Annotated in this window: 24 protein-coding genes; 6 read left to right on the forward strand and 18 right to left on the reverse strand. The window is 35.3% G+C overall.

All coding sequences use genetic code 11. From position 1 onward, the window contains the following. The 12 genes from rplP to rpsL all read right to left on the reverse strand — a co-directional run. Positions 1-281 (reverse strand): 50S ribosomal protein L16 (rplP, locus tag V7Z48_RS11685; protein ID WP_334113693.1); only part of this gene is annotated, 281 nt, incomplete at its 3' end. A 16-nt stretch (positions 282-297) separates the two neighbouring features. Continuing rightward, on the reverse strand, positions 298-1014 hold the full coding sequence (gene rpsC, locus V7Z48_RS11690) for a 30S ribosomal protein S3 (protein ID WP_334113694.1): 717 nt from the start codon (positions 1012-1014) through the stop codon (positions 298-300). Positions 1015-1023: 9 nt separating this feature from the next. Continuing rightward, on the reverse strand, positions 1024-1431 hold the full coding sequence (gene rplV / locus V7Z48_RS11695; protein WP_334113695.1) for a 50S ribosomal protein L22: 408 nt from the start codon (positions 1429-1431) through the stop codon (positions 1024-1026). An 8-nt stretch (positions 1432-1439) separates the two neighbouring features. Beyond that, positions 1440-1718: a 30S ribosomal protein S19 gene (gene rpsS / locus V7Z48_RS11700; RefSeq protein WP_296342047.1), complete on the reverse strand. Its 279-nt coding sequence runs from the start codon at positions 1716-1718 to the stop codon at positions 1440-1442. 10 nt (positions 1719-1728) lie between these two features. Continuing rightward, positions 1729-2556, reverse strand: a complete 828-nt coding sequence (gene rplB / locus V7Z48_RS11705) for a 50S ribosomal protein L2 (RefSeq protein WP_334113696.1) — start codon at positions 2554-2556, stop codon at positions 1729-1731. 10 nt (positions 2557-2566) lie between these two features. Next, positions 2567-2857 (reverse strand): 50S ribosomal protein L23, encoded by a 291-nt coding sequence (rplW, locus tag V7Z48_RS11710; protein ID WP_334113698.1) that lies wholly within the window; start codon positions 2855-2857, stop codon positions 2567-2569. Between the two features lie 7 nt (positions 2858-2864). Continuing rightward, positions 2865-3494, reverse strand: coding sequence for a 50S ribosomal protein L4 (gene rplD, locus V7Z48_RS11715; RefSeq protein WP_334113699.1), 630 nt, complete (start codon positions 3492-3494; stop codon positions 2865-2867). Continuing rightward, positions 3494-4111 carry a 50S ribosomal protein L3 gene (gene rplC, locus V7Z48_RS11720; RefSeq protein WP_334113700.1) on the reverse strand — a complete coding sequence of 206 codons (618 nt, stop codon included), beginning with the start codon at positions 4109-4111 and terminating at the stop codon, positions 3494-3496. The genes rplD and rplC overlap by 1 nt, the downstream gene beginning before the upstream one ends. Before the next feature lie 218 nt (positions 4112-4329). Beyond that, positions 4330-4635 carry a 30S ribosomal protein S10 gene (gene rpsJ / locus V7Z48_RS11725; RefSeq protein ID WP_010181931.1) on the reverse strand — a complete coding sequence of 102 codons (306 nt, stop codon included), beginning with the start codon at positions 4633-4635 and terminating at the stop codon, positions 4330-4332. Positions 4636-4646: 11 nt separating this feature from the next. Then, a complete protein-coding gene (gene fusA / locus V7Z48_RS11730) occupies positions 4647-6773 on the reverse strand; it encodes an elongation factor G (RefSeq protein WP_334113701.1) in 2127 nt (708 codons plus the stop codon). A gap of 6 nt (positions 6774-6779) precedes the next feature. Next, positions 6780-7256, reverse strand: a complete 477-nt coding sequence (gene rpsG / locus V7Z48_RS11735) for a 30S ribosomal protein S7 (protein ID WP_334113702.1) — start codon at positions 7254-7256, stop codon at positions 6780-6782. 20 nt (positions 7257-7276) lie between these two features. Then, positions 7277-7651, reverse strand: a complete 375-nt coding sequence (gene rpsL, locus V7Z48_RS11740) for a 30S ribosomal protein S12 (protein WP_057783973.1) — start codon at positions 7649-7651, stop codon at positions 7277-7279. A gap of 255 nt (positions 7652-7906) precedes the next feature. Between rpsL and V7Z48_RS11745 the strand changes: the two genes are divergently transcribed. The 3 genes from V7Z48_RS11745 (at position 7907) to rlmB (ending at position 12064) form a co-directional block, all read left to right on the forward strand. Beyond that, positions 7907-9517: a POTRA domain-containing protein gene (locus V7Z48_RS11745; protein ID WP_334113703.1), complete on the forward strand. Its 1611-nt coding sequence runs from the start codon at positions 7907-7909 to the stop codon at positions 9515-9517. Between the two features lie 113 nt (positions 9518-9630). Beyond that, a complete protein-coding gene (locus V7Z48_RS11750) occupies positions 9631-11271 on the forward strand; it encodes an aryl-sulfate sulfotransferase (protein WP_334113704.1) in 1641 nt (546 codons plus the stop codon). 58 nt (positions 11272-11329) lie between these two features. Then, positions 11330-12064 (forward strand): 23S rRNA (guanosine(2251)-2'-O)-methyltransferase RlmB, encoded by a 735-nt coding sequence (gene rlmB / locus V7Z48_RS11755; protein WP_334113705.1) that lies wholly within the window; start codon positions 11330-11332, stop codon positions 12062-12064. Here the strand turns inward: rlmB and V7Z48_RS11760 are convergent. Then, entirely contained in the window at positions 12061-12807 is a 747-nt protein-coding gene (locus tag V7Z48_RS11760; RefSeq protein WP_334113706.1) for a rhomboid family intramembrane serine protease, read from the reverse strand. The two genes, rlmB and V7Z48_RS11760, sit on opposite strands and share 4 nt — an antisense overlap. Positions 12808-12973: 166 nt before the next feature. On the opposite strand from V7Z48_RS11760, the gene V7Z48_RS11765 reads away from it, so the two are divergent. Continuing rightward, positions 12974-14254 (forward strand): replication-associated recombination protein A, encoded by a 1281-nt coding sequence (locus V7Z48_RS11765; protein WP_334113707.1) that lies wholly within the window; start codon positions 12974-12976, stop codon positions 14252-14254. Between the two features lie 2 nt (positions 14255-14256). Here V7Z48_RS11765 and V7Z48_RS11770 read toward each other — a convergent pair whose 3' ends face one another. Genes V7Z48_RS11770 through radC form a run of 4 tightly spaced genes read right to left on the reverse strand, consistent with a single transcriptional unit; the run spans position 14257 to position 17791 of the window. Further along, the gene (locus V7Z48_RS11770) at positions 14257-15078 is read right to left on the reverse strand and encodes a hypothetical protein (protein WP_334113708.1); all 822 of its coding nucleotides are present in this window, start codon (positions 15076-15078) and stop codon (positions 14257-14259) included. 24 nt (positions 15079-15102) lie between these two features. Continuing rightward, positions 15103-15786, reverse strand: a complete 684-nt coding sequence (locus V7Z48_RS11775) for a YjjG family noncanonical pyrimidine nucleotidase (RefSeq protein WP_334113709.1) — start codon at positions 15784-15786, stop codon at positions 15103-15105. Next, on the reverse strand, positions 15779-17080 hold the full coding sequence (locus tag V7Z48_RS11780) for a polysaccharide deacetylase family protein (protein ID WP_334113710.1): 1302 nt from the start codon (positions 17078-17080) through the stop codon (positions 15779-15781). The genes V7Z48_RS11775 and V7Z48_RS11780 overlap by 8 nt, the downstream gene beginning before the upstream one ends. 12 nt (positions 17081-17092) lie before the next feature. Continuing rightward, positions 17093-17791, reverse strand: a complete 699-nt coding sequence (gene radC / locus V7Z48_RS11785) for a RadC family protein (RefSeq protein ID WP_334113711.1) — start codon at positions 17789-17791, stop codon at positions 17093-17095. A 98-nt stretch (positions 17792-17889) separates the two neighbouring features. Here radC and V7Z48_RS11790 point away from each other — a divergent pair, with 98 nt between their 5' ends. Both V7Z48_RS11790 and V7Z48_RS11795 read left to right on the forward strand, forming a co-directional pair. Further along, a complete protein-coding gene (locus V7Z48_RS11790; protein WP_334113712.1) occupies positions 17890-18777 on the forward strand; it encodes a dienelactone hydrolase family protein in 888 nt (295 codons plus the stop codon). A gap of 204 nt (positions 18778-18981) precedes the next feature. Continuing rightward, positions 18982-19317, forward strand: coding sequence for a hypothetical protein (locus V7Z48_RS11795; protein ID WP_334113713.1), 336 nt, complete (start codon positions 18982-18984; stop codon positions 19315-19317). 42 nt (positions 19318-19359) lie between these two features. On the opposite strand, the gene V7Z48_RS11800 is transcribed toward V7Z48_RS11795, so the two are convergent. Then, positions 19360-20528, reverse strand: a 1169-nt coding sequence (locus V7Z48_RS11800; RefSeq protein ID WP_334113714.1) for a UDP-N-acetylmuramate--L-alanine ligase, incomplete at its 5' end; no start/stop codon positions are given.

Below are 20528 nucleotides of genomic sequence, written 5' to 3' on the forward strand. Positions count from 1 at the left end.
ACCCAATATTCAACAGCACCTTTACCTTTACCCATACGTACTTCTAATGGTTTTTTGGTGATTGGCTTGTCTGGGAATATTTTAATCCACAATTGACCTTCTCTTTTCATATAACGTGTAGCGGCAATACGTGCGGCTTCAATCTGACGGGAGGTTAAAAAACTCTCATCTAAAGATTTAATTCCAAACATTCCATTAGAGAGTAAATGACCTCTTCCGGCATTGCCTTTCATACGTCCTTTTTGGACTTTACGAAATTTTGTTCTTTTCGGTTGTAACATTTTCCTTTACTTTTAATTACTTTCTACGACGTGGTTTTGCACTACCTGCACTAGCGGGTTTTCCGCCTTGTTTCTTAGATAGTCCTACTAAAGGAGAAAGTTCTCTCTTTCCGTATACTTCACCTTTCATGATCCATACTTTGATCCCTAATCTACCGTAAGTAGTGTGGGCTTCAACTAAAGCATAATCAATATCGGCTCTAAATGTTGACAAAGGAATACGTCCTTCTTTATAGTGTTCTGAACGTGCCATTTCTGCACCATTCAAACGACCACTAATTTGAATTTTAATTCCTTCCGCATTCATTCTCATGGTAGCTGCAATTGCCATCTTGATTGCGCGTCTGTATGAAATACGACTTTCAATTTGACGTGCAACGCTTGAAGCTACTAAGAATGCATCAAGTTCAGGTCTTTTGATTTCAAAAATATTTAACTGAACTTCTTTGTTAGTAATTTTCTTAAGCTCTTCTTTTAACTTGTCTACCTCTTGACCACCTTTCCCGATAATAATACCAGGTCTTGCTGTAGTGATAGTAACGGTTACAAGTTTAAGTGTACGCTCAATAATTACTCTAGACACACTAGCTTTAGATAAACGTGCGTGAACGTATTTTCTAATCTTATCGTCTTCAGCGAGTTTATCACCGTAGTCATTTCCACCGTACCAGTTAGATTCCCATCCTCTGATAATACCTAAACGATTTCCGATTGGATTTGTCTTTTGTCCCATACTTCTATCTTAGCTTTGTATTTTGTTTAATGCGTCTACAATCACGGTAACGTGGTTGGATCTTTTTCTAATTCTGTGAGCTCTTCCTTGTGGTGCTGGACGTAATCGTTTCAACATGGTTCCACAATCAACTCTTATTTCTTTCACAAATAAATCAGCGCTTTCAACGTCGGCATCTTCATTTTTTGCTTGCCAATTTGCAATGGCCGAAAGTAATAACTTCTCAACACGACGTGAAGCTTCTTTTGAGCTAAACTTGCATATTTGTAAAGCTTTGTCAACTTTCTGACCTCTTACTAAATCCGCAACTAAACGCATTTTTCTTGGTGAGGTTGGGCAGTCATTAAGCTTTGCGATTGCAACAGTCTTTCTTTCCGCTTTTATAGCCTCTGCCATTTCTTTTTTACGAGTTCCCATAGCGCTATTTATTTTTTACCTTTATTTTTTGCACCTGCGTGACCTCTGAAAGAACGCGTTGGTGAAAATTCTCCTAATTTGTGACCTACCATATTTTCTGTTACATATACTGGTACAAATTGGCGTCCGTTGTGAACGGCTATCGTTTGACCAACAAAATCCGGAGAAATCATTGAGGCTCTTGACCAAGTTTTAATAACTGACTTTTTGTTAGAGGCTACATTTTCTGCAACTTTCTTCTCTAATTTATAATGGATATAAGGTCCTTTTTTTAATGAACGTGCCATACTATCTTAATTATTTCTTTCTACGTTCTACAATATACTTACCACTTGCTTTAGTTTTAGAACGCGTTCTATAACCTTTAGCTGGAATACCTTTTCTAGATCTAGGGTGACCACCTGATGACTTACCTTCACCACCACCCATTGGGTGATCGACGGGATTCATTACAACAGGTCTTGTTCTTGGACGTCTTCCCAACCAACGACTTCTACCCGCTTTACCAGATACAATTAATTGGTGATCAGAGTTTGAAACTGCGCCAATGGTAGCCATACAATTAGCTAATATTAAACGCGTTTCCCCAGATGGCAATTTAACTGTTGCGAACTTACCATCTCTTGCCATTAACTGAGCAAAAGCACCAGCGCTACGAGCCATAACAGCTCCTTGACCAGGGTGCAATTCTATACACGAAATTACCGTACCTAATGGTATTTGACTTAGCGGCATTGAGTTTCCTATTTCAGGAGCTACACCGCTTGTGCCAGAAACTAAGGTCTGACCTACTTGCAATCCATTTTGAGCAATGATATATCTCTTTTCGCCATCTTGATAGTTCAACAAAGCGATAAAAGCCGTTCTGTTTGGATCGTACTCGATAGATTTAACCTCAGCTGGTATCCCTGCTTTGTTTCGTTTAAAGTCGATAATACGATACTTCTTTTTATGACCACCACCAATGTAGCGCATGGTCATTCTTCCTTGACTGTTTCTTCCACCAGACCGTTTCTTCGGAGCTAATAAACTTTTCTCCGGCTTATCAGTAGTGATGGCGTCAAATCCATTTACTACTCTAAATCGCTGAGCTGATGTGATTGGTTTTAATTTTCTTACTGACATTTTTGTCTAATTACATATTAGCGTATAAATCAATGGTCTCACCTTCCGCCAGTTGTACAATTGCCTTTTTAACAGCATTTGTTTTACCATGTTGAACTCCTGTTTTTGTAAAACGAGTTCTTCTATCTGGACGGACATTAATCGTACGAACTTTATCAACAGAAACACCATAAGCAGCTTCCACCGCATTTTTAATTTCTATCCTGTTCGCCTTATTATTTACTTGAAAGCTGTAGCAGTTTCTCAACTCGCTATCTTTGGTAGCTTTTTCAGTAATTATAGGTTTTATTAAGATGTTCATGGTTGTCCTATTTACTTAAATTCAATTCAATTCCTTCTAAAGCACTTTCTAAAAGCACTAACTTATTCGCGTTCATTATCTTGTATGTACTTAATTCTGAACTAATTATAACCTCTGAGCCCTTTAAATTGCGTGACGACAAATATACATTATTATTTAACGCTCCCAACACAAATAGAGATTTTTTGTCTTCAATCTCTAAAGCTTTTAAAACATTGGTAAAATTACTTGTTTTTGGAGCGTCAAAATTGAAGTCTTCTATCACTACAATTGAGTTTTCATTTGCCTTAATACTTAACGCTGATTTACGAGCTAACCTCTTTAAACCTTTGTTTAATTTGAAGCTGTAGTTTCTCGGTCTTGGACCGAACATTCGACCACCACCTTTAAAAATACCAGACTTTATACTTCCAGCACGAGCTGTACCAGTACCTTTTTGCTTTTTAATTTTGCGCGTACTTCCAGAAATTTCATTTCTTTCTTTAGACTTGTGCGTACCTTGACGTTGATTAGCCAAATACTGTTTTACATCTAAATATACTGCGTGATTGTTAGGCTCAATAGCGAACACATCTTGAGAAAGCTCTGCTTTTCTACCCGTGTCTTTTCCGTTTATATCTAAAACTGCTACTTTCATTACTTCTCGATAATTACATAAGAATTTTTGTGACCTGGAATACATCCTTTAACAACTAAAAGGTTTTTCTCTGGAACCACTTTGTAAACTCTTAAATTTTCAACTTTCACTTTCTCTCCGCCCATTCTTCCGGCCATTTTCATTCCTTTAAATACTCTTGCAGGATATGAAGCCGCACCAATAGAACCTGGTGCTCTTAATCTGTTATGCTGACCATGCGTAGCTTGACCAACACCACCAAAACCGTGACGTTTTACAACACCTTGGAATCCTTTTCCTTTAGAAATGCCAGCAATATCAACAAATTCTCCTTCAATAAAGTGTTCTACCGTGATGGCATCACCCAATTTGTAACTTTCTTCAAATCCTTGGAATTCGGCGACTTTAGTTTTTACAGAAGTACCAGCTTTCTTGGCGTGACCAATTTCAGCTTTTATAGTACTTTTCTCTGCCTTGTCATCGAAACCAAGTTGAAGAGCTTTGTACCCGTCAACCTCTTCGGTTCTGACTTGGGTAACGATACATGGTCCAGCCTGTATAACGGTACATGGAATGTTTTTTCCATTCTCGTCATAAATACTGGTCATACCGATTTTTTTTCCTATTAACCCAGACATATTTATTTGTTTTTGTTATTGACAATTCGCAACTTGCCTTTTTTGATTTTCTATATTGACAATTCGCGACTTGTCATTTCTACTCTTTTGACAAGTCAAGACTTGTCTCTAAAAATTCAGGGTCAAAATACCTTTCAACCCTGAATTGTATTTTTACCGTTTTTCCTTCGCACGAAGCTCAGGACATGTTCATACCCACTAAAGCGGATATTTCTTGATTATACCTTAATCTCTACTTCAACACCACTTGGCAACTCAAGCTTCATCAAAGCATCAATCGTTTTTGATGAAGAACTGTAGATATCCAATAATCTCTTGTAAGAACTTAATTGGAATTGCTCTCTACTTTTCTTGTTTACGTGTGGAGAACGTAGCACTGTAAATATTTTTTTGTGAGTTGGTAACGGAATTGGACCTGTTACCACAGCACCAGTACTTTTTACAGTTTTAACGATTTTCTCAGCAGATTTATCTACTAAGTTGTGATCGTATGATTTTAATTTTATTCTTATTTTCTGACTCATGTTTTCTTAGTTTATGCTTCTACACCTTTTGCTGCCTTAATTACTTCTTCAGATATGTTTGAAGGTGTTTCGGCATAATGTGAAAATTCCATAGTAGAAGTTGCTCTACCAGATGATAACGTACGTAGCGAAGTTACATAACCGAACATTTCTGATAACGGCACAGTTGCTTTTACTACTTTAGAACCTGCTCTATCGCCCATGTCATTTACTTGACCACGACGACGGTTAAGGTCTCCAACAATATCTCCCATGTTTTCTTCAGGAGTTAACACTTCTAATTTCATGATAGGCTCCATAATAACCGCTTTTGCAGCTTTTGCAGCAGCTTTGAATCCCAATTTAGCGGCTAATTCAAAAGACAGCTGATCAGAATCCACATCGTGATAAGAACCGTCAGTAACCACTACTTTCATAGCGTCAACTTCGTAACCTGCTAACGGACCATTGACCATGGCTTGTTTGAATCCTTTTTCGATTGAAGGGATAAATTCTTTTGGAATGTTACCACCTTTAATTTCAGAAACAAACTCTAATCCAACTTTCCCTTCCTCGGCTGGTTCTAAACTGAATACGATATCTGCAAACTTACCACGACCACCAGATTGTTTTTTGTAAACTTCTCTGTGTTGTGCTTTTCTTGTAATTGCTTCTTTGTATTCAACTTGTGGCTGACCTTGGTTTACTTCAACTTTAAACTCACGTCTTAATCTATCAACAATGATATCAAGGTGCAACTCACCCATACCAGAAATGATAGTTTGACCTGATGCTTCATCTGTTCTTACAGTAAATGTAGGATCTTCTTCAGCCAATTTAGAAAGCGCCATACCCAACTTGTCTACGTCGGCTTTGGTTTTTGGTTCCACAGCGATACCAATTACTGGATCTGGGAAGTTCATACTTTCTAAAACAATTGGATGCTTTTCATCAGATAAGGTATCACCTGTTTTGATGGATTTAAATCCTACAGCCGCTCCAATATCTCCTGCTTCAATAAAATCAATCGCATTTTGTTTGTTAGCGTGCATTTGGTAAATACGAGATATACGCTCTTTGTTTCCTGAACGATTGTTCAATACATAAGAACCTGCATCTAAACGACCAGAATACGCTCTAAAAAATGCTAAACGTCCTACAAAAGGATCGGTTGCAATTTTAAATGCTAAGGCTGCGAAAGGCTCAGTAACAGAAGGCTTTCTTCTTTCTTCTTTTTCTGTATCTGGATTGATACCAATAATCGCCTCTTTATCCATAGGAGAAGGCAAGTAACGGCATACAGCATCTAAAAGAAACTGTACTCCTTTGTTTTTAAATGAAGAACCACATATCATAGGAATGATAGACATATCCATAACCGCTGCTCTTAAGGCTGCATGCACTTCGTCTTCGGTGATAGAATCTTCATCTTCCATGAATTTCTCAAGAAGATTTTCGTCGTAACTCGCAACTTCTTCAATTAGAAGCGCTCTGTATTTTTTAGTCTCTTCTTTTAATTCTTCAGGAATTTCAATAACATCAAAAGTCGCTCCCTGAGTTTCATCGTGCCATACAATAGCGCGGTTTTTTACCAAATCTACGATACCTTTAAAATCAACTTCATCACCAATTGGTAATACAATAGGTACAGCGTTAGACCCAAGCATTTCTTTTACTTGAGTACAAACCATCATAAAGTTAGAGCCTTGACGGTCCATTTTATTTACGAAACCAATACGTGGCACCTTATAATTATCGGCTAATCTCCAGTTAGTTTCAGATTGTGGCTCAACACCATCAACTGCACTAAATAAGAAAACCAAACCATCAAGAACACGTAGTGACCTATTTACCTCAACAGTAAAATCAACGTGACCTGGAGTATCAATTATATTAAAGTGATAATCTTTGGCATCTTCGGTAGGTTGTGCATTTTCTTTTGGAAATACCCAAGTACAGGTAGTTGCAGCAGAAGTAATGGTAATACCTCTTTCTTGCTCTTGCTCCATCCAGTCCATTGTTGCAGCACCATCGTGTACTTCACCAATTTTATGAGAAACACCTGTATAATAAAGAATACGCTCTGTTGTGGTTGTTTTACCAGCATCAATATGCGCAGCAATACCAATATTTCTTGTATATTTTAAATCTCTTGCCATTTTATCTTAAAATCTAAAGTGTGAGAACGCTTTGTTTGCCTCTGCCATCTTGTGTGTATCTACTCTTTTCTTAACAGCAGCACCTTCTTCTTTAGCGGCAGCTAAAATTTCAGAGGCTAGTCTTAGCGCCATAGATTTTTCGTTTCTTTTACGTGAATAGCTAATTAACCATTTCATTGCAGTTGAAACTTTACGATCTGGGCGAATTTGCATCGGAATTTGAAATGTAGCGCCTCCAACTCTTCGACTGCGTACTTCTACGTGAGGCATTACATTTGATAATGCATCTTTCCAAATTTCTAGGGAGGTTTTTTCTTCGTCAGTTTTCTTTTGTTCTACAATATCAATCGCATCGTAGAATACTTTAAACGCCACAGACTTCTTTCCATCCCACATCATCATGTTAACGAATCGCGTTACTAGCTGATCGTTAAATCTCGGATCTGGTAAAAGAGGTCTTTTTTTCGCTTGTCTTTTTCTCATGTCTTCTTCTTAAAGTTTAATTACTTCTTAGGGCGTTTAGCACCATATTTAGATCTACGTTGCGTTCTGCCTGCTACACCTGCGGTGTCTAAAGCGCCACGAACAATGTGGTATCTAACTCCTGGTAAATCTTTAACCCTTCCACCTCTAACCAATACTATCGAGTGCTCTTGTAGATTATGTCCTTCTCCTGGAATGTAGGCGTTAACTTCGTTGCCATTTGTTAACCTTACCCTTGCAACTTTACGCATTGCAGAGTTAGGTTTTTTAGGCGTTGTAGTGTAAACACGCGTACAAACTCCACGACGTTGTGGACACGAATCTAAAGCAGCCGATTTACTCTTCTTGGTTATTTTGGCTCTTCCTTTTCGTACTAATTGTGAAATTGTTGGCATATATTTTTACTATATAATTTTTTAACCCTCGCTTTTGAGGGCTGCAAAGGTAGAAATTAAAATGAATAATTCAAACACTAATTAATTAAATTTTAGAAGTACTACCGTAAATTTTACCTAGGCCATAACTTTAAATAATTTTTTACGTTAGATTTGAACCTTTATCAACCTTATATGGTGTCGAAAAAATATAGCTACCTCATTTTTATTTTTTTTTATAGCGCTTTCACGTCTATACAAGCACAGTCCTTAACATTGCGCATTATAGGAATGGATAGCATAGAAACCAAAGTGGTTGATTCTTTGCGATATTCTAGAAAACATCCTGATTTTAACACTATAAATAACGAAGTTGACAAGCAATTAAAATTACTTTATAAATTAGGATATATAGAAGCTTATCTCAAAGAGATAAACCAAAGCTCCGATTCAACATTTCTTGCCCAAATAAACCTTAAAAATAAATTTAGTAAAGTTAGACTCTACAATATTCATCTTGTAAATTTACAGTTGCTTCGACCGTTAATCATTAACAAAAGCGACGATTATTTTGAGGTTGCTATTTCTAATTTAGAAACTGTGTTGCAACTTGTCAATCAAGACATCACCGCTTCTGGTCAACCTTTTGCAGTTGTTCAACTTCAAAATTTGATTCCTTTGGATAATAACATTATAACCGCCTATCTCGATATTGAACAAAATGCCAAAAGAACTTTAGATTCTATTATTATTAAGGGATATGAAAAATTTCCTAAATCTTTTTTAAAACATCAACTTAAACTGAACAAAAATTCGGTTTTTAACTTAGAGCGCATCAAAAAGCAGACTGCTAATCTTCAGAACATAAATTTTGCAAACCAAATAAAAGAACCTGAGGTATTATTCACAAAAGACTCTACAATCTTATATGTCTACATTGAAAAATCTAAAGTGAATAATTTTGATGGTTTTCTAGGTTTTGGGACCAACGAAGACACCAATAAAATTGAATTTGACGGTTATTTAAATTTAAATTTAATCAATAATCTAAATTATGGCGAAACGCTTAAACTACTATATAAGAGCGACGAAAATGAACAACGCACCTTTGATGTAGTAGTTAGAATGCCTTATTTGTTTAAATCGCCAATTGGTATTACTGGCAACTTAAATATTTTTAGACGAGATTCAACCTTTTTAAGCACCACACAAACCTTAAAATTAGACTATCAAATAGATGTGAAAAATAGATTTAGCGCCGGAATTAGCAGTTTGAGGTCCGATAATCTTTTAAGCAATACTTCACTCTTTTTCGAAGATTTTAAGTCTAATTTTTACATTGCTGAATATCAGCATACCGCACCACAATTTTATGATTTTTTATTTCCTGTAAATTTTTATGTTGATATTTCCGCCGGTATTGGTAAAAGAACGGTTTCAAATTCCGATTTAAATCAATCGTTTCTCAGATTAAATACTTTTAAGATTTTTAACTTGAATGAACGGAATAGCATATACGTTCGGCTTGATGGCGCCACCCTTATTTCGGACAATTACTTTGAAAACGAACTGTTCAGATTTGGAGGTATTAATTCTATTAGAGGTTTTGAAGAAAATAGCTTACTAGCCAATTTATACAGCGTTTTGAATACTGAATATAGGTACAGATTATCCAATGCCTTGTATGTTCATACAGTTTTAGATGCGGCTTATAGCGAAAACAACATCTCCAATTCAAAAGATAAATTGTTCGGATTTGGCTTTGGTTTCGGACTTTTAACCAATGCAGGCTTATTCAAATTTAACTACTCTAGTGCCAAAACTGAAAACCAGCAATTTAGACTTTCGGACTCGAAAATTCATATTAGCTTAACTTCGCAGTTTTAAGCTTTTTTCTAAATTTGGGATTTATAATTTTGTTCAATATCCTATAATCACTAGGTTTGTAATTATTGTAAGCGATAAATTATAATTAAAAAAGAAATTTATTCTTTTCGGCTATGAATAAAAAATTACCTTTTCTATTTTTACTGTTAATAATCCAACCTCTACTCAATGCCCAAAACACTTTTGGTACAATTAGCATTGACAGTGCGGTGATGGAAGGATATACACTTATATCTGTACATCAAAAAAGTTATTTAATCAATAATTGCGGTGAGGTAATAAATGAGTGGACAAGTAACTATTTGCCAGGCAACGCTGTTTATTTACTGGAAGACGGCAGCATTTTAAGAACAGGCCGCACAAATAGTTCAACAATTTCCTTCGGTGGCCGTGGCGGCGTAATTGAAAAATACAATTGGAACGGCAATCTCACGTGGCAGTTTTTTTACGACACACCACAATATAGACAACACCATGATATTTATCCCATGCCAAATGGCAATGTTTTAATTTTAGCTGCAACGGTTATGAGTAATGCCGAGGCTATTCTAGCAGGCAGAAACCCAGCAAATTTATCTCAAGATGTTTTGTTTAATGAACAGATTATTGAAGTAGAACCGATTGGAGCAAGTAACGGCAATATAGTATGGGAATGGAATATAAAGGATCATCTAGTTCAAGATTTTGATAATACGAAAGATAATTTTGGAACCGTAGATCAAAATCCAAATAAGCTTGATATCAATTTTCTAAACGGCACTAACACAAATGCCAATTGGCTACATGTCAATTCTATACAATACGATGACGTGTTAGACCAAATCGTAATTAGTAGTAGAAACCTAAGTGAAATTTGGATTATCGATCATTCCACAACAACAGCGGAGGCTGCTTCAAATTCAGGTGGCACCTATGGTAAAGGTGGTGATTTGCTTTATCGATGGGGAAACCCTCAGGCTTACCGTCAAGGCACTGAATCTGACAGGGTTTTGTATGGTCAACATACCCCACAAAGGATTACACAAGGATTAAACAATCAAGGAAAAATAATTTTATTTAACAATGGCAACGGACGAACACCATTGTTTTCGGAGGTTATGATTATAAATACACCATTTGATAGTCCAGGATTTTACAGCCAACCGAATAATAATGCTTTTGGGCCAACTGTTCCAGATTATATTTACGTAGACACCGAAGAAATAACCAATTTTTATTCACCCATATTAAGCAATGCGCAAGTATTGCCAAATGGAAATACCTTAATTTGCGCTGGTGGTAAAGGCATAATTTTTGAAATTGATTCTGATGAAACTATTGTATGGAAATATATAGTTCCAGTAAATAACGAAACTGGAGATATTGCTGAACAAGGACAATCAACGCTTGCTTTTCAAAATCAAACTTTTAGAGCTACAAAATACGCTCCCGATTTTCCTGGGTTCATAGGAAAGGATTTAACACCTGGAGACCCAATTGAACAAAATCCAAATCTTACACCATGCAACAACTTAAGTATAAATGATAATGATATTGAATCAGTGTCAATTTTTCCAAATCCGGCAATTAACATTATCAACATTAAATCAAATAGTCCAATCGATAAGTTTGTCATTTACGATATTTTGGGTAATCAAGTAATGCGTTCTAATGGGGTCGAAACAGTCAATGTAAAAGACTTAAACAGCGGTTTATATTTTATTAAATTAGTGTTGAACAATAAAAGTACCACGCTAAAGTTTATAAAATCCTAAATCAAAAACTTCAAAACTCGATTGAAATTTCAACAAAGAATTACGCTACTTTTGCAACATGGAACAAGATTATAATATATTTGGTATTCGCGCTGTGATAGAAGCTATCAATGCTGGAAAAAGCGTTGACAAAGTATTTGTGCAAAAAGGACTTCGTGGCGATTTAATTCAGGAATTAGAGCAATTACTACGAAAGGAAAGTATTGGCACTTCTTACGTTCCGGTTGAAAAACTAAATCGCTTAACTAAAAAAAATCACCAAGGGGTTGTGGCCCAAATTGCACCAATTGCATTTCACAATTTAGATGACCTGGTTTTAAACGTTGTTGAATCTGGCATTGTTCCGTTATTTCTTATTTTAGACCAAATTAGTGATGTTCGAAATTTTGGCGCTATTATTAGAACTGCCGAATGTACAGGCGTTTCTGGTATCATCGTTCAGAAAAAAGGCGGTGCACCACTTAATGCCGATGCCGTAAAAACAAGTGCCGGCGCAATTTTTAATATTCCTATTTGTAAGGTAGATCATATTAAAGACGCCATTTTCCATATGCAAGCTTCGGGCATAAAAGTAGTTGCTGCGACGGAAAAAACAGATAACTTACTTTACGATGTTTCATTTACCGAACCTTGCGCAATCGTAATGGGCTCCGAAGGTGATGGTATCAATCCTTCAGTATTAAAAATTGTTGATGACAAAGCTAAATTACCAATTTTAGGTTCTATTGATTCACTAAATGTGAGCGTTGCCTGCGGCGCTTTTTTATATGAAGTTGTAAGACAGCGTCGCTAGTCCTTTTTACTTTCTTTAAAAATGTAGGTGATTTTTGGAGATGAATTTTCCAATTTTTCTTGGGTATCCATTTCGTCTTCTTTTTTAAATTCAATGAAATTGCCATTCTCATCAAAATGCTTCATGAATTCATCATCTTCTTCATTGTAATCGGGTTGCTCCCATTTATATTTTTCGGGTTTTGCAATTTGTTTTCTGAAAAATAAAGCAAATAAAAAGCCTGTTATCAATCCGCCCAAATGTCCTTCCCACGACATATTATCTTTAACAGGGAATACATACCAAATCATGCTGCCATACAAGAAAATAACTAGTAACGATAAAGCAATTAATCGGTAATGTTTCGCAAATACACCTTTAAAAAAGATAAAACTCACCAATACATATATCAGTCCACTGGCACCGATATGATTTGCAGGACGGCCAATTACCCAGGTTATCAGTCCTGAAAGTAAAATACCAAATAGAATAACCTTCCAACTTATTTTACGGTAGAAGTAAAACAAAGCAACTGATAACACAAAAAGTGGAATGGTATTGTGGTATAAATGGGTTACATCGGCATGTATAAATGGACTAAAAACAATACCTCTTAATCCTTCTAAGGTTCGCGGATATATACCGAAGCTTTTAATTCCATAATGCACCCGCACCTGAAACCAAAACACTATCCAAATGATTAACACGAATAGTATTGGATAAGCAATTACACCTGTGGAAAATCTGAATTCTTGTTGCTGCACGTCCAGTTAATTTTTTTTCTTTGGTTCAAAAACCAATCCATCTTTGAAAGATATGACATACCTTTAATTTTATTGACAAAAAGTCTGCATGATGAATTTTTAATCGTTTATCTGAAATGGTAATTCCCAAACATTAAAGTCCGTTGAATATTTGTAAATTTAGCCTATGAATACACCATTAGCAGAACGCCTCCGACCACAAACTTTGTCAGACTATCTTAGTCAAAAACATTTGGTTGGAAACAATGGTGTTCTAACTAGGCAAATAGAATCTGGCATTTTGCCATCACTCATTTTTTGGGGTCCGCCAGGGATAGGAAAAACTACGCTGGCAAATATAATTGCTAACACTACCAACCGACCTTTTTATAAACTAAGTGCGATTAATTCTGGCGTTAAAGACATCAGGGAGGTAATTGATAAGGCAAAGCAACAAGGTGGATTGTTCACGGTTAAAAATCCTATTTTATTCATCGATGAAATTCACCGATTTAGTAAATCCCAACAAGATTCTTTATTAGAAGCGGTTGAAAAAGGCTGGGTGACGCTTATTGGTGCTACAACTGAAAATCCGAGTTTTGAGGTTATTCCAGCATTGCTTTCACGCTGCCAAGTTTATGTCTTGAATGCCTTTAGTAAAGAAGATTTAGAAGCATTATTGAAACGGGCGATGACTGAAGATTCTGAATTATCTTCAAAACAAATCGAACTCAAGGAAACTGAAGCCCTTATAAGGTTTTCAGGTGGTGATGCAAGGAGATTACTAAATATTTTTGAATTAATTGTTGGTTCGTTTCCTCAAGGTGAACCTGTCATAATTACAAACGAACTAGTTCAAAAACAAATAACCACCAATACAGCCAGATATGATAAAACAGGAGAACAACATTACGATATTATTTCAGCTTTTATAAAATCTATAAGAGGCAGTGATCCGAATGCAGCTGTTTACTATTTGGCACGCATGATTGAAGGTGGCGAAGACGTTAAATTCATTGCACGCAGATTGCTTATTTTGGCCAGTGAAGATATCGGGAACGCCAATCCAACAGCCTTAGTTGTTGCCAATAATACCTTTCAAGCAGTTTCTGTAGTTGGAAATCCAGAATCCAGAATTATACTTAGCCAATGTGTTACCTATTTGGCATGTTCACCAAAGAGTAACGCTGCTTATTTGGCCATCAACAAAGCGCAACAAATTGTAAAAGAAACAGGCGACCTAAGCGTACCTTTGAGCTTGCGAAATGCGCCAACCAAACTAATGAAAAATCTCGATTATGGTCAAAACTACAAGTATTCGCACGATTATGAAGGGAACTTTGCCTATCAAGAATTTTTACCTTCAGAATTGAGTAAAACCAGAATTTACGAACCTGGCGACAACCAACGTGAGCAAGCCCAGAGAGCTTATTTAAAATCTAAATGGAAAGACAAATACGGTTATTAATTCTAATCGTAGAACTTAAGGTTTAAAACTTTCTTAAGTGTTTTTCCTTCTGAAATCTCAGAATAATACCAAAATCCATTATCCAAATATACAATGGCATTTTTATCTTTTACTGTAAAAGTGTTTTCTTTGGCAGTTCTCAATAAAATCATGATAAGCTTAGGCTCGTTATCAATAATTCTATAGCCATCGGCTGTTGTTTGAGCGTAATACGTGGTTTCTTCAATTATTTCGGGAGAAATGGCTTTTTCTTCGGTTTTAATTTCAGATACTTTTCCAATTTCAGTTGACTTCTTTACTATTTCAGATGCAGAAACATCTTGATTATCTCCTTTCGGCTTTTCGTTAACAACGATTTGGGCATTCGCATTCTCTGATATAGGCTGGTATTTATAATTGATAAATTCAAAACTCTCAAAAGCATTTCTAATGGCATAATTGTAAGCTTTTTCAAACATTTTTTCTTTCGTAGAACCAATTTCAGACTCATGCACAAGCTGTCCGTAGCAATCTTTCAACAAAATTTTAACTTCAGTTTTGAACAATTTCCCCGGTAGTTTTTCGGCATCTGCATATAAAGCTAAACACCGGTTATCAAATAAATCTTCTGGCAAACTATCGGTTATCATAAAGGCAGTAAAACCATACTTATTAAATAAAAATTTAGTTAAAGAATTAAGTTGATAGCGATCCTTACCTTCAACAAAATCGTATGAATCTGGTACTATTACATATTTATAATTATTGATGGATTTTTGACCGAACACTAATGAAGTTAAACTCACTAATACAAATAGAATGAAAGTATTTAAGTAATTTTTCATGAATTTTTTTCTTGATTTCGAAAATTAAAGATACTGTTTTAATTCTATTAAGGTATCAACCTTTTTAATACCATTTGAAGTTGTTGTTTTGTGATAGTCAAATAATATAACATCCAAACCTACATTTAAAGCACCCAAAATATCAGCTTCGTAATTATCGCCAATCATTATACTATTCGCAGGTTTGGCCTTGGCGCGTTCTAATGCGAAATTAAAAATTATCGGATTTGGTTTTTTTACACCAACCATTTCGGAATTGGTTACAGTTTTAAAAAAATGAATAATATTCGCATTGGTCATTTTTTTGTTTTGTGCTTCTTCAAATCCGTTAGTGATAATATGTAACTGATATTTGCGTTGAAGGTAATCTAAGATGCTCAGTGTGCCTTCGAATAGATGGTTAAAACTGGTCAAATATTTAATATATTCTTCAGATAAGACATGAATTAATTCATCATCAATTTGATAGCATAGTCCATCAAAAGTGTCCTTAAGTCGTCCATAACGCAACGAGAATTTATCAACGCGTTCTTCGCGATATAACTTCCAATAATTCAGATTAATCGGTTCATAAATACTTAAAAAATCACTGAGATTAATTTCTACTTTATAAGTATTAAATACCTTTTGAAAAGTTAATGCCGAATTTTTATCAAAATCCCAAAGTGTGTGGTCTAAATCAAAAAATACATGCTCTATATTATGCATGGTTATTGGTGTTTAAAATAATTTTAAATAGTGATTCAAAACCATCCCAACGCAAATCGTCGCTGAAAGTGTAATTATGGAATACTGATATAAATGTACCATTTACATTTTTTATCGACGTTATTAATTTGTTAAGTGTTTCCGTTTTATCTAAAAGGGATTTGTGTTTCAGCAAAGCATAATCATTACAATGATATCCATAAATTTTTAAGGGTGTTTCTATTTCGTAATCTAAATCGTAAAAATAAAAGGGTGTACAAGTTCCAGCTCTAAAGCCTAAATAATTTACGTAACCCATAGTATAATCTTCCTCAATATCAAGTTCTAACAAATTTCTATAGGCTTGTGGTAAATTAACCTTTGAATAGGAGTTTCTACTAACATTGGTTTTTCTATTGGTTACCATATTGAACTTGTTTTTTTCTTCCTTCATAATTTCTAAATGGTCTATGGATGCAAACGAAAATTTAAGTCCTATTCTACTATAATCTCCGACAGATTTAATAAGACTTCTAAACTCCGATTTATTGATACTTATATTTTTGTCATAGGAAGAAAATTTCCCAATCAGGAATAAAAATAAAAAGCTTATTTCCGTTTGTTTTTGCAATTCCTTTAAAGTGTCGAAGGTGTCATAGTTATCCCTTTTTATCTTAAGCATTACCATTATACGACGAGACAGCTGTTTGAAATTTAATTTGTATACATCATTTAAAACACCACCAATAGTTCTAATCATTCCTTTATTTTTAAATAGATACGCCATGGGTACATCAATTAAAGGGATGACTTTGAAAGTCTGTGATGGAAACTCAAACTCAGGAAAACGCACGTGTAGTATACTTTTAAATTTATATGCCCAAATATCAACTACAGGTTGATTTAGAAAATTGTTCTTAAAGGCCAAGCTTTCGGTTGCAGAATACCTTCCATAATCGTCTTTAACATGTGGCAAATATTCTTCGTATCTGCTGATTAAATAAAAAGACGCTGCAAATATATCATATGGTAAATGACTCCGTTCTGAGGTCACAAAAAAACCAACTGTATCATCCCATTTTTGAACGTTAATCTCTACATCGGAAAAACCAACTTCAAATAACAATTCATTACTTCTGATAAACAATTCATTGCTTAATGGCTGTTTGGTATAGGACAATTTTAATCCGTTATGTGCTATAAACGCTTCAATAGTGGTAGTAAATTCAACTGGAATACCAAGAATTCGCTTCACAATATGCTTAAAAACATAGGTTAATCTGGGCGTGATTTTGTGGGTGTAAACTAATAGCATTGACTATACAAATTAAAGCAACGATTCATCGGCGAAGCTAAAATAGGCCTTTTCGGTAATGATTAGATGATCCAGAACTTTTATATCTAAACTTTCGGATGCTAATTTTAACTTTTTGGTAATTTCTTTGTCGGCATTGCTTGGTTTTAAAGTACCTGACGGATGGTTATGTGCCAATATCAATCCTACAGCACCAACCTCTAAAGCCGTTTTTAAAACAAGTCTAACATCTACCAAAGTGCCAGTTATACCGCCTTTACTTAGTTGACTTTTAAGAATAACTTTATTAGAATTATTTAGGTAAATAATCCAAAATTCTTCGTGCGGCAATTCACCCAAAATAGGTTGCATAAGTTGAAAAACAGAATTACTTGAATTTATTTTAGTTAACTCTAAATTAGCTTCTAAACGACGACGACGCCCTAATTCCATGGCGGCAGCAATGGTAATAGCTTTGGCTTCTCCAATACCCTTAAACTCCATGAGTTGCTTTAAAGATAGTTTGCCTAAAGTGTTTAGGTTGTGGTTTGCACTGGCCAAAATACGTTTGCTTAATTCCACTGCGCTTTCTTCCTTATTTCCTGAGGCTATCAAAATAGCTATAAGTTCGGCATCGCTTAAAATGTCTTTTCCTTTATCTCGAAGTTTTTCCCTAGGCTGATCGTCTTGCGACCAGTTTTTTATGGAAAATGAGTTGGTTGGTTTGGTCATAAATAAGAGATTAAAATCGTATTTTTATGTGCATTGAAAAAATTAAAATCACATCTCATCATGTCAAAGTTAAAAAAATTAAATATAATATATTGTAAATGAAACCACTGAAAAAAGAACAAATAAGTCAAGAAGTTTTTGATTTATACCACGACTATGCACACAATAAAATAGATAGACGAAAATTTATGGAAAAACTATCCGTCTATGCTGTCGGCGGTATAACACTTGGTTCGTTAATGAGTTTTATGTCGCCTCGTTATATTGACTCATTACTAGTTCAGCCAAACGACGTCAGACTCAAGTCGGACTATATTACTTACAATTCTCCAAAAGGTGGCGGTACTATTCGCGGCTTACTATCCAAGCCAGCAAACCATTCTGAAAAACTGCCGGGCGTTGTTGTCGTTCACGAAAACAGAGGTCTGAATCCATATATTGAAGATGTCGGCCGACAAACAGCTTTAGATGGTTTTATATCAATTGCACCCGATGCCTTGTCGCCTTTAGGTGGTTATCCAGGTAATGACGATGATGGCAGAGCACTTCAAAGTCAACGCGGTAAAGATGAAATGTTAGAAGACTTTATTGCTGCATTCAACTTTTTGAAAGCGCATCCGGATTGCAACGGTAACATTGGTGTGGTTGGCTTTTGTTTTGGTGGCTGGATTTCTAATATGATGGCAGTTAAGGTTCCTGAACTTCTAGCAGCGGTGCCTTATTACGGTTCGCAACCTAATAACGAGGATGCCGCTATCATAAAAACACCTTTACTTTTGCATTTTGCTGAGTTAGACACTAGAGTTAACGCTGGTTGGCCTGAATATGAAGCCATACTTAAAGCCAATAATGTGCCGTATGAAGTGCATTTTTATCAAGGTATGAATCATGGGTTTCACAATACCTCAACACCGCGTTACGACAAAGAAGCAGCTGAATTATCATGGAAACGCACTATTGATTTTTTTAAAGAAAAACTGGCATAATTTTACAGATATTATAAAATTAGTTGGCCTAACTATAATTTTTCAAATTCGGCTGGGTTCATTTAAAAGAAATAAAATTAAAACGTATCTTTATAGCGATGCTATCAGATTGAAAGTTTGGATACTGGCTTTGCTAAAACATCCAAACCACCTATTAAAAGTATAAATTTAAAGGCTTTTTTTAATTACTAAACAACCAAAATCATGACCAATAAAATGACCAACTGGACCAAAGAGGAAATAAAAATCTATATTTTGTTACTTTGCGCTAGAGCAGATTCTGTCGAAAGTGAAGAAGAACTCGAACTCATAAAATCTAAAACTAGCTCTGAAATTTATGAGAAGATGTATCATGAATTTTGTGACGATGAGGAAGATGTGTGTTTTGAAAAACTAGAAGACAGCATTAGCCAACATCATTTTTCTACCATGGAGCTATCGGAATTACGTGAAGAAATTCGTCAGGTATTTTTTGCAGATAACAAATTCACGATGATGGAGCAAAGACTAGACAAGGTTTTAGATAATATAATTTATTAAACTCCGAAGAATTTTAATTATAGACCGAGAATCTGCTTAATACTAATTTAATAATCCTTTAATTTCATTAAAATCTAGTCCGCCATAATTACCTGAACTCATAAGCAACAGTGTTTTATTATCAAAATTTTGAGCAAATAAGAACTCTTTAAAATCAGTAGGATTGGTATAAATAATTAAATCTTCTCTTTGAAATGCATCGGCAATTTGATGTTCGCTTACTTTTTCTAATTTTTTGATTTCAACAGCATGCGGTGAATAAAAAACTACGCCAGTATCTGCCGCATCCAACGCACCTTTATACTCCTTCAAAAATTCAGCATTCAAGCTACTGTAAGTATGAAGTTCAAGACAAGCAAACAATGCTCTTTCTGGATATTGAGCCTTTACGGCTTTTGTAGTCGCTTCAACTTTACTAGGTGAATGTGCAAAATCTTTGTAAGCAACACTGCTTTTACTTTCTGCAATTTTTTCTAGGCGTTTACTAGCGCCTTTAAAAGTTGAAATTGCCTCATAAAAATCATCTTCATCAATACCCATATGCTGGCAAATCCATTTGGCCCCAGCAAGATTATTTAAATTATGCGCGCCAAAAACTTCAATAGGCAATGGTCCTTCGGGTGTTTCTAGAAAAGTTTGTCCGTTTTCAACTGTATATGCTGGCGTTTGATAGGGAAGTTTTCTTATGGTATTTTCACTGGCTTCAACGACGCGTTTTACTTCAAGATCTTCTTCGTTGTAGGTGATACTTCCACCACTAACTATACTGTCTACAAATATTTTGAATTGCTCCACATAGTTTTCATAAGTTGGAAATACGTTTATATGATCCCAAGCTATACCACTTAATAGCGCAATATTTGGTTTATATAAATGAAATTTCGGTCTGCGGTCAATTGGAGAACTTAAATACTCATCGCCTTCCAAAACCATAAAATCGTTGTGATCGGTTAATTTTACCATCACATCAAAACCCTCTAACTGTGCGCCAACCATATAATCTACGTCCTTGTCGTGGTAATGCATTACATGCAATATCATGGAGGTTATGGTAGTTTTGCCATGGCTTCCGCCAATAACCACTCTGGTTTTACTTTTGGATTGTTCGTATAAAAACTCGGGATAACTATAAATTTTCAAGCCTAATTCCTGAGCTTTTATCAATTCAGGATTATCGGCTTTGGCGTGCATTCCTAAAACTACAGCATCTA

This window comes from Paucihalobacter sp., assembly GCF_036825875.1.
Lineage (GTDB): Bacteria > Bacteroidota > Bacteroidia > Flavobacteriales > Flavobacteriaceae > Paucihalobacter.

What these genes read in the sequence shown, in the direction of transcription:
- rpsC (WP_334113694.1), bottom strand. Translation starts at nt 1,014, where the DNA reads ATGGGACAAAAGACAAATCCAATCGGAAATCGTTTAGGTATTATCAGA.
- rplV (WP_334113695.1), bottom strand. Translation starts at nt 1,431, where the DNA reads ATGGGAACTCGTAAAAAAGAAATGGCAGAGGCTATAAAAGCGGAAAGA.
- rpsS (WP_296342047.1), bottom strand. Translation starts at nt 1,718, where the DNA reads ATGGCACGTTCATTAAAAAAAGGACCTTATATCCATTATAAATTAGAG.
- rplB (WP_334113696.1), bottom strand. Translation starts at nt 2,556, where the DNA reads ATGTCAGTAAGAAAATTAAAACCAATCACATCAGCTCAGCGATTTAGA.
- rplW (WP_334113698.1), bottom strand. Translation starts at nt 2,857, where the DNA reads ATGAACATCTTAATAAAACCTATAATTACTGAAAAAGCTACCAAAGAT.
- rplD (WP_334113699.1), bottom strand. Translation starts at nt 3,494, where the DNA reads ATGAAAGTAGCAGTTTTAGATATAAACGGAAAAGACACGGGTAGAAAA.
- rplC (WP_334113700.1), bottom strand. Translation starts at nt 4,111, where the DNA reads ATGTCTGGGTTAATAGGAAAAAAAATCGGTATGACCAGTATTTATGAC.
- rpsJ (WP_010181931.1), bottom strand. Translation starts at nt 4,635, where the DNA reads ATGAGTCAGAAAATAAGAATAAAATTAAAATCATACGATCACAACTTA.
- fusA (WP_334113701.1), bottom strand. Translation starts at nt 6,773, where the DNA reads ATGGCAAGAGATTTAAAATATACAAGAAATATTGGTATTGCTGCGCAT.
- rpsG (WP_334113702.1), bottom strand. Translation starts at nt 7,256, where the DNA reads ATGAGAAAAAGACAAGCGAAAAAAAGACCTCTTTTACCAGATCCGAGA.
- rpsL (WP_057783973.1), bottom strand. Translation starts at nt 7,651, where the DNA reads ATGCCAACAATTTCACAATTAGTACGAAAAGGAAGAGCCAAAATAACC.
- V7Z48_RS11750 (WP_334113704.1), top strand. Translation starts at nt 9,631, where the DNA reads ATGAATAAAAAATTACCTTTTCTATTTTTACTGTTAATAATCCAACCT.
- rlmB (WP_334113705.1), top strand. Translation starts at nt 11,330, where the DNA reads ATGGAACAAGATTATAATATATTTGGTATTCGCGCTGTGATAGAAGCT.
- V7Z48_RS11765 (WP_334113707.1), top strand. Translation starts at nt 12,974, where the DNA reads ATGAATACACCATTAGCAGAACGCCTCCGACCACAAACTTTGTCAGAC.
- V7Z48_RS11770 (WP_334113708.1), bottom strand. Translation starts at nt 15,078, where the DNA reads ATGAAAAATTACTTAAATACTTTCATTCTATTTGTATTAGTGAGTTTA.
- V7Z48_RS11775 (WP_334113709.1), bottom strand. Translation starts at nt 15,786, where the DNA reads ATGCATAATATAGAGCATGTATTTTTTGATTTAGACCACACACTTTGG.
- V7Z48_RS11780 (WP_334113710.1), bottom strand. Translation starts at nt 17,080, where the DNA reads ATGCTATTAGTTTACACCCACAAAATCACGCCCAGATTAACCTATGTT.
- radC (WP_334113711.1), bottom strand. Translation starts at nt 17,791, where the DNA reads ATGACCAAACCAACCAACTCATTTTCCATAAAAAACTGGTCGCAAGAC.
- V7Z48_RS11790 (WP_334113712.1), top strand. Translation starts at nt 17,890, where the DNA reads ATGAAACCACTGAAAAAAGAACAAATAAGTCAAGAAGTTTTTGATTTA.
- V7Z48_RS11795 (WP_334113713.1), top strand. Translation starts at nt 18,982, where the DNA reads ATGACCAATAAAATGACCAACTGGACCAAAGAGGAAATAAAAATCTAT.